The organism is Pseudomonas sp. CGJS7 (assembly GCF_036961695.1).
Genome location: NZ_JBAMDI010000201.1, coordinates 1 through 13,596 on the forward strand (window position 1 = coordinate 1; position 13,596 = coordinate 13,596).

The window sequence follows — 13,596 nt, forward strand, 5'->3', positions numbered from 1 at the left end:
CCGCCAGCGCCTTGCCGACCTTGCTGCCGGTCTCGCGACCCAGCAGCCCGGCCAGCCAGCGGCCGGTTTCGGCCAGAGCGTCCAGATTCACCCCGGTTTCGATGCCCAGCCCGTGCAGCATGTAGACCACGTCCTCGCTGGCGACATTGCCGCTGGCGCCCTTGGCGTAGGGACAGCCGCCGGCGCCGGACACCGCCGAATCGACCACCGCCACGCCTTCTTCCAGGCAGGCCAGGATGTTCGACAGCGCCTGGCCGTAGGTGTCGTGGAAATGCACCGCCAGCGCCTGCAGCGGCACCTCGGCGGCGACCGCCTTGAACATCGCCCGCGCCTTGCCCGGCGTGCCCACGCCGATGGTGTCGCCCAGCGAAATCTCGTAACAGCCCATCTCAAACAGCGCCTTGGCCACGCGGACCACATCGGCGACCGGCACCGCGCCCTGGTAGGGACAGCCGAGCACGGTGGAGACATAGCCGCGCACCGCCACGCCGTCGGCCTTGGCGCGCGCCATCACCGGTGCGAAGCGGGCCAGCGATTCGTCGATGCTGGCGTTGATGTTGGTGCGGTTGAACGCCTCCGAGGCGGCGGTGAACACCGCGATTTCCTCCACCCCGACCGCGCGCGCGCGCTCGTAGCCTTGCTCGTTGGGCACCAGCACCGGGTAGTGGATGCCGGGCTTGCGATGGATGCCGGCGAACACCTCGGCCGCGTCGGCCAGTTGCGGCACCCATTTGGGGCTGACGAAACTGGTCGCCTCGATGCTGCGCAGACCGGTCGCCGACAAGCGGTCGATCAGCGCGATCTTGTCGGCGGTGGCGATGTTGGACTTTTCGTTCTGCAGTCCATCGCGCGGACCGACTTCGACGATGCGGACGGAAGCGGGGTAAGTCATGGGGACGCGGTCTCTTTCTTGACGCGGGTGAGCGTCGCGGATTTTCGGTCGATGGCGAACAGCAATTCGGGTTGCTCGCCCAGTACCACGCGCAAGCGGTCGGGGGTTTCGGCGACCAGCGCGTTTCGGTTGTCGATCTTACGCTCAGACGGCAGCGGGTCGTTGCGGATCAACGCATATTGCTCATCCAGTCGGCCGCCGTGCAGACGGTCTTGGGCGACCGCGTTCAAGGCCAGCGCCGGATCGGCCAGCCAGGCGCTGGCGCGGTCGCCTTCGAGCCGGTACAGCACCAGGAACACCGCGTCCTTGGACACCGCCGCGCCCTTGGCCAGGCCGGTGCTCAGCGGCTTGCCCTCCGCGCCGAGCGCGCGTTCGGCGTCGGCGGGCGAAAACACGATGTAGCGGTTGCGGCCCAGGACGAAGCCGGTCAGGTCCAGGGCCACCGGCTGCTCGCGCAGGCCCGGCCAGTTGTCGGTGTGGCAGCGCGCGTCGATGTGGATGATCTTGCTGCCGCCGTCGGCCTTGAGGTTCCAGGTGCCGGGCAGATCGGGGTCGCAGCTCAGTTCGCTCACCGGGGCGCGGTCGAAGACCACGCAGCCGGACAGCGCCGCGAGCGCGCCGGCCAGGGTCAGGCGCAGCAGGCGGGCGCGCGAGGAAACCTCGGCATGAAGGTGGTGGCGGGAAGCGGGCAGGACCATGGCGACCTCCGAGCGCGTGATGATTCGGTTTGGTAACGAACGCGGCCCGCTTCAGCGGGATGCGTTGCCGACAACTGCGGGCTTTTTCGCGGCGGCGGGCGCGGGCGGTTTGCCGTCGCGGATCAGCACCGCGCCGGGCGTGGCGAAAAACAGATCCTTGCGCGAAGCCAGCAGCGCGTCGACTTGCGCGCTGGTGCCGCGCACCGAGGCGGCGAGCTGCGGTTCGTCGTCGTCGACCTTGAGCCGACGCAGCAACGCATCGAATTGTTCGATCGATCCGATCGCCCGGTCTTCGATGCCGAACGCCTGGTTCTCGACACTGCCGCGCAGCTTGCCGGTGAGGATCATTCGCGCGATCTTCGGCGTGTCGATGGCGTGGATCGCGATGCGGTCCGGGCCGAGCCGGTAGCGCAGGAGCATGTAACGCCCGCGCAACGATTGGGCGTCGTCGTCGGACTCCTCCGATTGCCGCGCGTCCATGCGCCTGCACGAATCGGGCTCGGTAGCTTGGGTGGCTTCGGTGGCGATGATGTAGCCGCCGGTGCGGTCGGGCAGATACGAAAACGTGTAGCCGATCAGGTCGGACGGGCATTGGCCGGTACTGCGCACGATCAAGCCGCAGTCCTTGGGCCGGATGCTCATCGCTTCGGTGTCTTCATCGCCGCGTTTGGGGGCGGACGCGCCTTGTTCGCCCCATTCGCCGCTGAGCCAATTGCCCACCAGGCGCGGATCGCAGGCGACCTGGGCGCCGCTCGGCGGCGATTCGAAGGCAGTAGTGCTGCATCCGGCCAGCAACGCCAACGCGGCCAGGATCAGAACGAAGGGGAAACGCCGGGTCGCCCGCGGCGACTGCATAAGCAAAGGCATGGAAATCCCTCCATAGAACGCAAAGACCAATGGCCGCCGAGAGTTCGGCGACCGAGGAATCCGGCGCTCCCAGCCGGGATTGACGCACTTGCGCGGCCATTATTTGGCGCGTGCGGGGGCGGCGGTCAAGCGCCGGAGGCTGGTTTTGGGCGATGGCTGCAGATGGGCGACGGCGCGGGCGTGGGCCGGTTGTTGGCAGTGGACTTGGCGACTGCGCCAGAACCGAACCAGCCGCGCGTTGGCGGCCGCGCGGGCAATGCCGAAGCAATCCGCGCGGCCTGACGGTCCTTACAGGCTCACGCCGTTTCCAGCGTCACCAGCACCGCATCGGCCTCGACGAAATCGCCGGCCGCGGCGCGGACTTCGGCGACAGTGCCGGCGCGCGGCGCCTTCAGGCTCAGCTCCATCTTCATCGCCTCGATCACCATCACTTCCTGGCCGGCCTCGACCGTGTCGCCGGGCGCGGCCTTGACCACCACCACGCGGCCGGGCATCGGCGCGTTGACGTTGTTGCCCGAACCGGAGGCGGCGCTGGTTTCGTGGCGGTACATCGGCACCGCTTCCAGACGCAGGCGGCGTTCGCCGTCGTGCATCACCACGCGGTGGCCGTCGCCCAATGCGCTCAGCCGGCGCGCGCGGCCGTCGATGCGCAGGCTCAGTTCGCCTTCGCTCAGGCGCGCGCCTTGCACGCTGTGCGCGGCGGCGTCCAGGGCGGGGATTTCGATCCGGTAATCGCCGCCGCTGCCGTGCGCCTGCAATTCCAGGCGTTGATCGCGGCGCAGGAACGCCAGACTGCGGCGGCCGCCGTGGCCCAGGCGCCAGCCGTCGGCGATCGCCCACGGCGAGGTCGGGTCGTTGGAGGCGCCGGCGTCTTCGCGGGTGCGTTGTTCCTGGCTCAGCAATTCGGTCACGGTCGCGCCGATCAGCAAATCGCGATCGGCCGCTTCGTCCGCGCTCGCCGCCGGCATGAACTCATCCAGATGCCGGTCCAGATAACCGGTGTCGATGGTGCCTTCGACCACCGAAGGATGCCGCGCCAGCCGTTCCAGGAATTCGATATTGGACTTGGGCCCGACGATTTCGCTCGCGGCCAGGGCGCCGCGCAAGCGCGCCAGCGCACGCGGGCGGTCGGCGTCGAACACGATCATCTTGGCGATCATCGGGTCGTAGAAGATCGTCACCGTGTCGCCTTCGATCACGCCCGAATCCAGGCGCACGTGGGCGTCGGCGCGCGGCAGGCGCAGCCGTTCCAGCTTGCCCGAACCGGGCAGGAAGCCGGCTTCGGGATCTTCCGCGTACAGGCGCACTTCGATGGCGTGGCCGCGCTGGACGATGGCGTCCTGCGGCAGCGGCAGCGGTTCGCCGGCGGCGACGCGCAGCTGCCATTCGACCAAGTCCAGACCGGTGACCAGCTCAGTCACCGGATGCTCGACCTGCAGCCGCGTGTTGATTTCCATGAAGTAGAAACCGCCGTCCTGGCCGACGATGAACTCGACCGTGCCGGCGTTGACGTAGTCGATCGCCTGTCCGGCCATCACCGCCGCCGCGCCCATTTGCGCGCGCAGTTCCGGGGTCAGGAACACCGACGGCGATTCTTCCAGCACCTTCTGGTAACGGCGCTGGGCCGAGCATTCGCGCTCGTTGAGGTGGATCACCTGGCCGTTGGCGTCGCCGAAGATCTGGATTTCGATGTGGCGCGGGCGCTCGACGTAGCGCTCCAGCAGCACCCGGTCGCGGCCGAAGGCGTTGCGCGCTTCGCGCTGGCAGCTTTCCAGGTTGGCCAGGAACTCGCCGCTCTCGCGCACGATCCGCATGCCCTTGCCGCCGCCGCCGTGGGCGGCCTTGATCATCAGCGGATAGCCGATCCGGTCGGCTTCGCCGTGCAGCAGGGTCGGGTCCTGGTTCTCGCCGGTGTAGCCCGGCACCACCGGCACGCCGGCGGCCTGCATCAGCTCCTTGGCGCCGGCCTTGCTGCCCATCTTGCGCATCGAGGCGGCCTTGGGGCCGATGAAGGCGATCCCGGCGGCTTCGACCGCGTCGGCGAAGTCGGCGTTCTCGCTGAGGAAGCCGTAGCCGGGGTGGATCGCTTGCGCGCCGCTGGCGCGCGCCACTTCGATGATCGCCTCGCCGCGCAGGTAACTGTCGGCCGGACGCGGGCCGCCGATCGGGTAGGCCTCATCGGCCTGGCGCACGTGCTGGGCGTCGGCGTCGGCCTCGGAATAGACCGCGACGGTGCGGATGCCGAGCTTGCGGCAAGTGCGGATGACCCGACAGGCGATTTCGCCGCGGTTGGCGATCAGGATCTTTTCGAACATGGATTGCATCGCAAGTCGGGGCGCGTCGGCGCGGGAAAGAGGAGGCTTTCTGAACCGGTCGCGCCGCGGTGGGGCGGACGCGATCGGTGAATTCTCGCCGAAGCGGGGGCGGCGTGTCGCCTGATCGTTGCGCCTAGCGGGCGCGATAGCGCGACGGTGACCGCGTTTGTGTGACTTTCCATCGCCACGGGCATGTCCATACGGCGCAGTGCCGAAGCCGGGGAACGGCAACGCCGGCCGCGCGCGCGGTTCGCCGTCGCGATGTCGGTGGCGCGCTTCAATCGCCCGAAGCGCGGCAGACCGCTTCGATGTTGTTGCCGTCCGGATCGAGCGCGAACGCGCCGTAGTAATCCGGCCCGTAGTGCGGCCGCAGCCCCGGCGCGCCGTTGTCGCGGCCGCCGGCGGCGATGGCGGCGGCGTGGAAGGCATCGACCTGCTCGCGCGAGCGGGCGCGCAGGGCCACATGCAGGCCGCTGGACACGCCCGCGCCGGTGCCGATCCAGAACACGGGCTGGTCCGGCGGGCCGAAGGCGTGGCCTTCGTAGCCGCCGGTTTGTTCCTTGTCGAGCGACATCACCAGACCGTAGCCCAGCGGCGCCAGCGCGCGCTGGTAGAACTCCCGACTGCGCGGCAGATCGGAGACGGCGAAGCCGAGGTGGTCGAACATGGCGGACTCCGGGAGTGGTGCGGTTCGAACGATTGATCCGTCATTCCGGCGAAAGCCGGAACTCAGGAACCTTCAGATCCCGTCATTCCGGCGAAAGCCGGAACTCAAGAACCTTCAGATCCCGTCATTCCGGCGAAAGCCGGAATCCATTTTGACTTTGCTTGGTTTTCGGCTGTTCATTGCGAAGAGCAAGATCAAAATGGATTCCGGCTTTCGCCGGAATGACGGTGGTGTGGGATGACGCTGGTGCGGGATGGTGGTAGTGCGGATGGCGGCGGTGTGGAGCGACGACAGCGTGGAATAACGGAGCAGGGGGCTGTGGTTGCAGCTACCGGATCATTGGCCTGCCACAGCCAACAATCACTCGCACCAAACCGGCTTGCGCTTATCCAAGAACGCAGACAGGCCTTCCTGCCCCTCCGCCGACACCCGCAAGCCCGCGATCAGCGCGGCGTTGTCGGCATCGAGCTTGGCGCCGTCGCGCTCACCGGCGACCCGGCGCACCAGGGTCTTGGCCTGCGCGGCCGCGTGCGGGCCGGCCTTGAGCAACAAGCCGATCTGCTGCTGGATCGCGGCATCCAGCTTTTCCGCCGGCACCACCTCGTGCAACAGCCCGATCCGGTGCGCGGTGGCGGCATCGAAGATTTCCGCGCTGGCGAACCAGCGCCGCGACTGGCGCGCGCCGATGGCTTCGATCACATACGGCGAAATCACCGCCGGCAGCAGCCCCAGCTTGCTCTCGGTCAAGCCGAACTTGGCTTCCGGCGCGGCGATGGCGATGTCGCAGCAGGCCACCAGACCGACGCCGCCGCCGAAGGCCGCACCCTGGACCCGGGCCAGGGTCGGCTTGGGCAGTTCGTTGAGCGTGCGCATCAGCCGGGCCAGGGCGAGGGCGTCCTCGCGGTTTTCCGCCTCGCCGGCGGCGGCCATGCCGCGCATCCAGTTGAGGTCGGCGCCGGCCGAGAACGAGGCGCCTTCGCCCTCGATCACCACCACCCGCACGCTGTCGTCGGCGGCGACCGCCTCCAGCGCGCCGGTCAGCGCGGCGATCAGCACCGCGTCGAAGGCGTTGTGCAATTCGGGGCGGTTCAGGCGCAGGCGGGCGACGGGGCCCTCGCGCAGGCTCAACAGCGGGTGGCTCATCGGCATGGACGGGAGTTTGTGGGAGTTGGCGGATGATACCGTTCAGGCTGCGGCATCCGCCCCTGTACGGCGGTCGGTGCTAGAATGAGAACAATTCCCATTTGGGACGCCACCCTTCGTGGAAGCCACCTCTTGAAGCTGTCCGAACTGCCGCGCCGTACTGCGGCCACGGTCGAGGCCGTCGATGACCTCACGCCCAACGACACCATCGCCAAGCGTCTGCGCGAATTGGGTTTCGTCGGCGGCGAGCGGGTCGAAGTGATGGCCAGCGGCCCGATTTTCGCCGAGCCGCTGCTGGTGCAGATCGGCTACACCCGTTTCGCGCTGCGCCGCAGCGAGGCCGCGCGCGTCCGGGTCGCCCTGTTGGAGTCGCAGACATGAGCGCCGCCGCGCCCGCCCTCGCCGCACCCAGAGACGAACCCGCGCAGCACACGCGCGTTGCGCTGGTCGGCAATCCCAATTGCGGCAAGACCGCGCTGTTCAATCTGCTGACCGGCAGCCGGCAGAAGGTCGCCAACTACGCCGGCGTCACCGTCGAGCGCAAGGAAGGCCGCCTGCACGCGCCCTCGGGCCGCGATTTCGCCGTGCTCGATCTGCCCGGCGCCTACAGCCTCGGCGCCGCCAGCCTGGACGAAGCGGTGACCCGCGACGTGCTGCGCGGCTTCTATCCCGGCGAACGCGCGCCCGATGTGCTGCTGTGCGTGGTCGATGCGACCAACCTGCGTCTGCACCTGCGCTTCGCCCTGGAACTGCGCGAACTCGGCCGGCCGATGATCGTCGCGGTCAACATGATGGATGCGGCCAAACGTCGCGGCATCGACATCGACCTGGCCGCGCTGGAGCGCGAGCTGGGCGTGCCGGTGGTGCCGACGGTGGCGGTCAAGCGCGATGGCGCGCGCGAGCTGGTGGCGACGCTGGAGCGGGTCGCGGCCGCGCCGCACGAGCCGCGCACGCACCTACCCGAAGGCGCCGACCTGCACGCCGAAACCCGGCGCCTGCTGGAATTGACGGTCAAGATGCCGACCCGCACCGCCAAGGTCGACGATGCGCTCGATCGCTGGTTGCTGCATCCGGTGCTGGGGCTGCTGTCGCTGGCGGCGGTGATGTTTCTGATCTTCCAGGCGGTGTACGCCTGGGCGACGCCGCTGATGGACGCGATCGAGGCCGGCACCGCCTGGGTCGGCGAGTCGGCCAATACCCTGATGTCGGTGGAAGGCCCGCTGCGCGGCGTGTTGTCCGAAGCCACGCTGCGCAGCCTGTCGGAAGGTCCGCTGCGCGGTCTGCTGGTGGACGGCATCATCGCCGGCCTCGGCGGGGTGATCGTGTTCCTGCCGCAGATTCTGATCCTGTTCGCCTTCATTCTGGCGCTGGAAGAATCCGGCTACCTGCCGCGCGCGGCGTTCCTGCTCGACCGGATGATGGCCGGCGCCGGTCTGTCCGGGCGCTCGTTCATTCCCTTGCTGTCGAGTTTCGCCTGCGCGATCCCCGGCATCATGGCCACGCGCTCGATCCAGGACCCGCGCGACCGCCTGGCCACCATCATCGTCGCGCCGCTGATGACCTGTTCGGCGCGGCTGCCGGTGTACGCCTTGCTGATCGGCGCGTTCATTCCGCAACAGAAGGTCTGGGGCGTGCTGAACCTGCAGGGGCTGGTGCTGTTCGGCCTGTACATGGCCGGCATCTTCAGCGCGCTGATGGTGTCGTGGGTGATGAAGAAGTGGCGCCGCGACAAGAGCGAACACGCGTTGTTGCTGGAGCTGCCGTCCTACCGCATTCCGCATCCGCGCGATCTGTTGATCGGCTTGTGGGAGCGGGCGTGGATCTTCCTGCGCCGGGTCGGCGGCATCATCCTGGCGCTGACGATCCTGCTGTGGGTGCTGCTGAACTTCCCCGGCCCGCCGGAGAACGCGACGTTGCCGGCGATCGACTACAGCCTGGCCGGCCGCATCGGCCACGCGATGACCGCGGTGTTCGCCCCGATCGGCTTCAACTGGCAGATCTGCATCGCCCTGATTCCCGGCATGGCCGCGCGCGAAGTCGCGGTGGCTTCGCTGGCGACTGTGTATGCGGTCGCGGCCGCCGACGACGATGCCGCGGCCCAGGCGCTGAGCCCGATCATCACCGACGGCTGGTCGCTGGCGACGGCGTTGTCGCTGCTGGTGTGGTTCATCTACGCGCCGCAGTGCCTGTCCACCCTGGCCACGATCAAGCGCGAAACCGGTTCGTGGAAGCAGGTGGCGATCAGCGCCGGTTATCTGTTCGCGCTGGCGTATCTGGCGTCGCTGCTGACCTATCAGGTCGCCGTGGCGCTGGGGGCGGGCTGAGCCATGGACGCCGGCTTGCTGGTGCAATACGTGGTGATCGCGATCGCGGTGCTGATCAGCGCGGTCGTGGTCGCGCGCAAGCAGTTCCCCAGCGGCGTGCGCCGCCTGCGCATCGCCTGCGCGTTGCCGCTGGTGCGCGAAGGGCGGCCGCAATGGATGCGCAACCTGGGCAAGCGCATCGCGCCGGCGGCGCGCGCGTCCGGGCCCAATTGCGGCGGCTGCGACAGCTGCGGGCCTTCGGACTGAATAACGGACAGCGGCGCGGCGGTGCGCGCCGCGGCCGGATCAGCGTTCGCGTTCTTGCATGTAGCTCATGGCGTCGCGCAGATGGCCCAGCGCCTCATCGCGATGCGCGGGCGGGCATTGCTCGACGAATGCGCTGCGGCCATCGCCCAGCGCCAGATACGCGGCCACTTCGTTGTCGCCCCAGAGAAAATCCAGGATCACGATGAAGTCGTCGGCGCCCGGATCGGAGAACGCCGCCGCGCCGCGCAGCGGCGTCAGCAGATGCAGCATCTCGTGGTAGTTCTCCGACGCCTGCAGCATGGCGATGCGCAAGGTGCGGCGCAGTTCGTCGTATTCCACCGGCGGCGTGCCGGTCCACGGGTCTTCGCGCCAGGCCTTGATCACGTCGGCCACCGTCGCCGCGCCCGGCTCGGTCAGCATCTCCGGCGCCGCCTGGGCGTCGCCGGCCATCGAACGCCGGTCCAGCCAGGCCTGCCAATCGGCGAACGCGGCCGGACGCGCCGGCGCGGAATTCATGAAGGCTTCGTATCGTTCGTGGCTCAGGGTGAAGCGTGCATACAGCGAAGCGGGTTCCGACATCGGGGGTCCTTTCCTGTGACACCGGCGCGCCGCCGCTCAGCGACGCAACCGGCCCTTGTTCGCGGCCTTGTAACCGACCGCTTCGAACGCTTCGACCGAGAGGGTGAAGGTGCGCTCCTCGCCGGGGAACAGCGCGCCCACGCCGACCACCTGGCGGGTGATCTCCTCGCCGCGGTCGTTCTTGATCGATAAAACCATCGAGTATTCCCAAGCGCCGTCGCTGGGCGGATGGCGGATCGTGCCTTCCACGTGCAGCGGCGAAAATCGTTTCGCCGCTTGCGCGTTGGCGTCGGAATCGAAACGCAGGTGATGGCGGCACGCAGGGCAGACGCTCGCGGTTTCGAGAATCGTCGCCTTGCAGTGCGGGCAGATGCGCGTCGCCCCGGGCAAGCCCTGGCGAGGCGCACTCATGAGTCGGCGCCGGTCTCCGTATTGGCGCCGCCGCTCTTGTCGGCATTTTTGTCGCCGCCGTTCTTGTCGGCGCTCTTGTCGCCGCGGTCGGACTTGCCCGCGTCGTTGCGCGCCACCGACTTGCCGCTGTCTTCCCAACCGAATTCGACCTGACCGCGGACCCGTCCGCCGGCCGCGACAGTGACCACGCCGGCCTTGACGTCGCCGATCACCACGCCGCTTTCCAGCAATTCCACCCGCTGCGCCGCCTCGATGTTGCCTTCCAGCTCGCCGGCGATCACGACCTTGCGCGCACGCACGCCGCCGTTGAGCTTGGCGCCCAGTTCCACGGTGAGATCGCCTTCGACCTGGACGTCGCCCTTGAAGCGGCCGGCGATGCGGATGTGGCCGGAGCCGTGGATCTTGCCTTCGATCGACAGATCCGAAGCGATCAGCGATTCCTTCAGCGCGGGCTGCTCGGCCTGACGCGGCGCGGGCGCCGGTGTCGGCGCGGGCGCGGCGGCGACCGGAGCGGGCTGCGCGGCCGGCTGGCCGAAGGAGAATTCGTTGAGGGTGTCCGGTTCGCGCTTGAGCGCGGTTTCCGGCTGCTGCGGCGGCAGCGGATTGTCGCGCTTGGGCGGGGCGGGCTGGTTGAAGATGGCCATGACGCGGTGTTCCTCAGGTCGGGGGATCAGGTAATGACACGCGTGAACTTTGGAGCCTAACACGCTGATACGAAGCGCCCACTGTGATGCATCTCACCAATCCGAGTAGCCGGAAAAGCTGGATCCAGTTCAGTTTTCGCAGGCAGCGGCGCGATGGAAGAAAGCCCTGATCCGGCGCGCATTCATGCAAACGCGCCGCGTCCGTGATGGCAAAAATAATTCAGAAGTTTTTCAGGACGATGAACAGGCGCGGCGGTGCGGTGCCGATGCTTGTGCCGGCGTGCGGCGATCCCGGTCGGGATGCGCGCGTGCATGGATGCAAACGAAAGCGGCCGGATTCGTCGGCGATGTCGCCGCGGCGGCGGGCTTGTTTGGCGACGGAGGTGTGCGAACGCGCAGCCGCGCGATTTCAGCTGCGTAGCGACAACGACGATTGCGTTGCGGACATTCCGAGCGCGCGATCATGCGCGGACGCGGCGAGCGGATGGATCGATCGCGATGCGCACCGAAGCGCATCGCGTTACAGCGATCGAATCGGGATCGAAAGCGTCGGCCGATTCGCCCGGCCGACAACGAAGAACGTGGCGAAGCCGCGACGCATCGCGGCCCGCGGGATCACATGCGGAACACGCCGAACCGGGTGCGATCTTCGATCGGCGCATTGAGGCTGGCCGACAACGCCAAGCCCAGCACCCGGCGGGTGTCGGCCGGATCGATGATGCCGTCGTCCCACAAACGCGCGCTGGCGTAGTAAGGGTTGCCCTGGCTTTCGTACTGATCGCGGATCGGCGACTTGAAGGTTTCTTCTTCCTCCGGCGTCCACACCTTGCCGGCGGCCTCGATGCCGTCGCGGCGCACGGTGGCGAGCACCGAGGCCGCCTGTTCGCCACCCATCACGCTGATCCGCGCGTTCGGCCACATCCACAGGAAGCGCGCGCCGTAAGCGCGGCCGCACATGGCGTAGTTGCCGGCGCCGAAGCTGCCGCCGATCACCACGGTGAACTTGGGCACGTGCGAGCACGCCACCGCGGTGACCATCTTGGCCCCGTCCTTGGCGATGCCGGCGTTTTCGTACTTCTTGCCGACCATGAAGCCGGTGATGTTCTGCAGGAACACCAGCGGGATGCCGCGCTGATTGCACAGTTCGATGAAGTGCGCGCCCTTGAGCGCGCTCTCGGCGAACAGGATGCCGTTGTTGGCGACGATGCCGACCGGATAACCGTGCACGTGGGCGAAGCCGGTGATCAGGGTCTTGGCGTAGCGCGCCTTGAATTCCTGCAGATCGCTGCCGTCGACGATGCGCGCGATCACCTCGCGGATGTCGAACGGGCGACGGGTGTCCTTGGGCACGATGCCGTACAGCTCATTGGCCGCATACAGCGGATCGCGCGAGGGCTGCACCGTCACCGGCAAGACTTTGCGGCGATTGAGGTTGCCGACGATCTCGCGCGCGATCTGCAGCGCGTGGCGATCGTCTTCGGCGAAATGATCGGCCACGCCGGACACGCTGGTGTGCACCTCGGCGCCGCCGAGCGCTTCGGCGTCGACCACTTCGCCGGTGGCGGCCTTCACCAGCGGCGGGCCGCCGAGGAAGATCGTGCCTTGTTCCTTGACGATGATCGATTCATCGCACATCGCCGGCACGTACGCGCCGCCGGCGGTGCAACTGCCCATGACCACGGCGATCTGCGGAATGTTTTCCGCGCTCAGCCGGGCCTGGTTGTAGAAGATGCGGCCGAAGTGTTCCTTGTCCGGAAACACTTCGTCCTGCAGCGGCAGGAACGCGCCGCCGGAGTCGACCAGATAAATGCAGGGCAGGCGGTTCTCGCGGGCGATCTCCTGCGCGCGCAGATGCTTTTTGACCGTCATCGGGAAGTAGGTGCCGCCCTTGACGGTGGCGTCGTTGGCGACGATCACCACTTCCTGCCCCTGCACGCGGCCGATGCCGGCGACCATGCCCGCGGCGGGCGCGGCGTCGTCGTACATGCCTTCGGCGGCGAGCGGGGCGATTTCCAGGAACGGCGAACCCGGATCGAGCAGGGCGGCGATGCGGTCGCGCGCCAGCAGCTTGCCGCGTTCGGTGTGCTTGGCCCGGGCCTTGTCGCCGCCGCCGTGGGCGGCGCGCGCCAGCCGCGCGTCGAGTTCCTCGACCAGCGCTTGGTGGTAGGCGACGTTGTCGCGGAAATCTTGCGAGCGCGGGTCGAGCTGGGAAGTGATCGCGGGCATTGCTAAGACGGCCGGATTGCTTGGACGCGGCATCAAAGCATAAAGCGTCGCCGCCGGCCAATCACTTTTGCCTGGATCGCTTGAGCAAACGCAGGCGTATGCGTACGAAAAGCACAAAGCTGGCGATGGCCTGGTTCGCTCGCTCCGCGCCTGGGCGAGAAGATTCCAATGCCGGCGGCTTGGTTCCCTCTCCCGCTTGCGGGAGAGGGCTAGGGTGAGGGCAGGGGGCTGCGACGAATCGTCATCGCGCGGATAGCGCAGCCCTCACCCCACCCCTCTCAGCCTTGCACACCCTTCGGGCGCCGCAAGCGGGAGAGGGGGCGGGAACGTGCGTGGGTAAAGCGCATGGGAATCTCCGCGATCGGAATCCGCCTGCGCGCAAAACAAAAAGCCCGCATCCGCGGGCAGGCACCGACAAAACCATCGGGCAAAAGAAAAGCCCGCTTTCGCGGGCCTTTCAGTGAACTCAAGCGCAAGCCGATTAGTGCTTGGCTTCTTCCTTCTTGGCTTCGGCGGCAGCGGCGTCGGCCTTGTCGGCGACGTTCTGCGCGGCGTCGGCGGTCGCGTTGGCGGCCTTGGCGGCA

At 67.9% G+C, this 13,596-nt stretch carries 13 protein-coding genes; 3 read left to right on the forward strand and 10 right to left on the reverse strand.

Annotated elements, in window-relative coordinates:
* The 6 genes from V7787_RS50020 to V7787_RS50045 form a co-directional block, all read right to left on the reverse strand.
* Window positions 1-892: hydroxymethylglutaryl-CoA lyase (locus V7787_RS50020; protein WP_336095000.1), on the reverse strand; the 892-nt coding region annotated here is incomplete at its 3' end.
* Window positions 889-1,590: a hypothetical protein gene (locus tag V7787_RS50025; RefSeq protein ID WP_336095001.1), complete on the reverse strand. Its 702-nt coding sequence runs from the start codon at window positions 1,588-1,590 to the stop codon at window positions 889-891. The genes V7787_RS50025 and V7787_RS50020, both read right to left, overlap by 4 nt.
* A 51-nt stretch (window positions 1,591-1,641) precedes the next feature.
* A complete protein-coding gene (locus V7787_RS50030) occupies window positions 1,642-2,457 on the reverse strand; it encodes a hypothetical protein (RefSeq protein WP_336095002.1) in 816 nt (271 codons plus the stop codon).
* 296 nt (window positions 2,458-2,753) lie between these two features.
* A complete protein-coding gene (locus V7787_RS50035; RefSeq protein WP_336095003.1) occupies window positions 2,754-4,772 on the reverse strand; it encodes an acetyl/propionyl/methylcrotonyl-CoA carboxylase subunit alpha in 2,019 nt (672 codons plus the stop codon).
* Between the two features lie 277 nt (window positions 4,773-5,049).
* Window positions 5,050-5,439, reverse strand: a complete 390-nt coding sequence (locus tag V7787_RS50040) for a VOC family protein (protein ID WP_336095004.1) — start codon at window positions 5,437-5,439, stop codon at window positions 5,050-5,052.
* Between the two features lie 360 nt (window positions 5,440-5,799).
* Window positions 5,800-6,582, reverse strand: coding sequence for an enoyl-CoA hydratase/isomerase family protein (locus V7787_RS50045; RefSeq protein WP_336095005.1), 783 nt, complete (start codon window positions 6,580-6,582; stop codon window positions 5,800-5,802).
* Window positions 6,583-6,714: 132 nt separating this feature from the next.
* Between V7787_RS50045 and V7787_RS50050 the strand changes: the two genes are divergently transcribed.
* Genes V7787_RS50050 through V7787_RS50060 form a run of 3 tightly spaced genes read left to right on the forward strand, consistent with a single transcriptional unit; the run spans window position 6,715 to window position 9,152 of the window.
* Window positions 6,715-6,963, forward strand: coding sequence for a FeoA family protein (locus V7787_RS50050; protein WP_336095006.1), 249 nt, complete (start codon window positions 6,715-6,717; stop codon window positions 6,961-6,963).
* Complete coding sequence (gene feoB, locus V7787_RS50055; protein WP_336095007.1) at window positions 6,960-8,906, forward strand: ferrous iron transporter B; 1,947 nt, start codon at window positions 6,960-6,962, stop codon at window positions 8,904-8,906. The genes V7787_RS50050 and feoB overlap by 4 nt, the downstream gene beginning before the upstream one ends.
* A 3-nt stretch (window positions 8,907-8,909) precedes the next feature.
* A complete protein-coding gene (locus tag V7787_RS50060; protein WP_336095008.1) occupies window positions 8,910-9,152 on the forward strand; it encodes a DUF6587 family protein in 243 nt (80 codons plus the stop codon).
* Between the two features lie 39 nt (window positions 9,153-9,191).
* On the opposite strand, the gene V7787_RS50065 is transcribed toward V7787_RS50060, so the two are convergent.
* The 4 genes from V7787_RS50065 to V7787_RS50080 form a co-directional block, all read right to left on the reverse strand.
* Window positions 9,192-9,731, reverse strand: coding sequence for a hypothetical protein (locus V7787_RS50065; RefSeq protein WP_336095009.1), 540 nt, complete (start codon window positions 9,729-9,731; stop codon window positions 9,192-9,194).
* Window positions 9,732-9,767: 36 nt separating this feature from the next.
* Window positions 9,768-10,142 (reverse strand): hypothetical protein, encoded by a 375-nt coding sequence (locus tag V7787_RS50070; RefSeq protein ID WP_336095010.1) that lies wholly within the window; start codon window positions 10,140-10,142, stop codon window positions 9,768-9,770.
* Window positions 10,139-10,786, reverse strand: a complete 648-nt coding sequence (locus V7787_RS50075) for a bactofilin family protein (protein ID WP_336095011.1) — start codon at window positions 10,784-10,786, stop codon at window positions 10,139-10,141. The genes V7787_RS50070 and V7787_RS50075 overlap by 4 nt, the downstream gene beginning before the upstream one ends.
* Before the next feature lie 615 nt (window positions 10,787-11,401).
* Window positions 11,402-13,012, reverse strand: a complete 1,611-nt coding sequence (locus V7787_RS50080; RefSeq protein ID WP_336095012.1) for a carboxyl transferase domain-containing protein — start codon at window positions 13,010-13,012, stop codon at window positions 11,402-11,404.
* Window positions 13,013-13,596 lie beyond the last annotated feature (584 nt).

Coding starts and splice junctions, on each gene's coding strand:
- V7787_RS50035 (WP_336095003.1), bottom strand. CDS start 4,772: ATGTTCGAAAAGATCCTGATCGCCAACCGCGGCGAAATCGCCTGTCGG.
- V7787_RS50025 (WP_336095001.1), bottom strand. CDS start 1,590: ATGGTCCTGCCCGCTTCCCGCCACCACCTTCATGCCGAGGTTTCCTCG.
- V7787_RS50075 (WP_336095011.1), bottom strand. CDS start 10,786: ATGGCCATCTTCAACCAGCCCGCCCCGCCCAAGCGCGACAATCCGCTG.
- V7787_RS50045 (WP_336095005.1), bottom strand. CDS start 6,582: ATGAGCCACCCGCTGTTGAGCCTGCGCGAGGGCCCCGTCGCCCGCCTG.
- V7787_RS50080 (WP_336095012.1), bottom strand. CDS start 13,012: ATGCCCGCGATCACTTCCCAGCTCGACCCGCGCTCGCAAGATTTCCGC.
- V7787_RS50065 (WP_336095009.1), bottom strand. CDS start 9,731: ATGTCGGAACCCGCTTCGCTGTATGCACGCTTCACCCTGAGCCACGAA.
- feoB (WP_336095007.1), top strand. CDS start 6,960: ATGAGCGCCGCCGCGCCCGCCCTCGCCGCACCCAGAGACGAACCCGCG.
- V7787_RS50040 (WP_336095004.1), bottom strand. CDS start 5,439: ATGTTCGACCACCTCGGCTTCGCCGTCTCCGATCTGCCGCGCAGTCGG.
- V7787_RS50060 (WP_336095008.1), top strand. CDS start 8,910: ATGGACGCCGGCTTGCTGGTGCAATACGTGGTGATCGCGATCGCGGTG.
- V7787_RS50070 (WP_336095010.1), bottom strand. CDS start 10,142: ATGAGTGCGCCTCGCCAGGGCTTGCCCGGGGCGACGCGCATCTGCCCG.
- V7787_RS50030 (WP_336095002.1), bottom strand. CDS start 2,457: ATGCCTTTGCTTATGCAGTCGCCGCGGGCGACCCGGCGTTTCCCCTTC.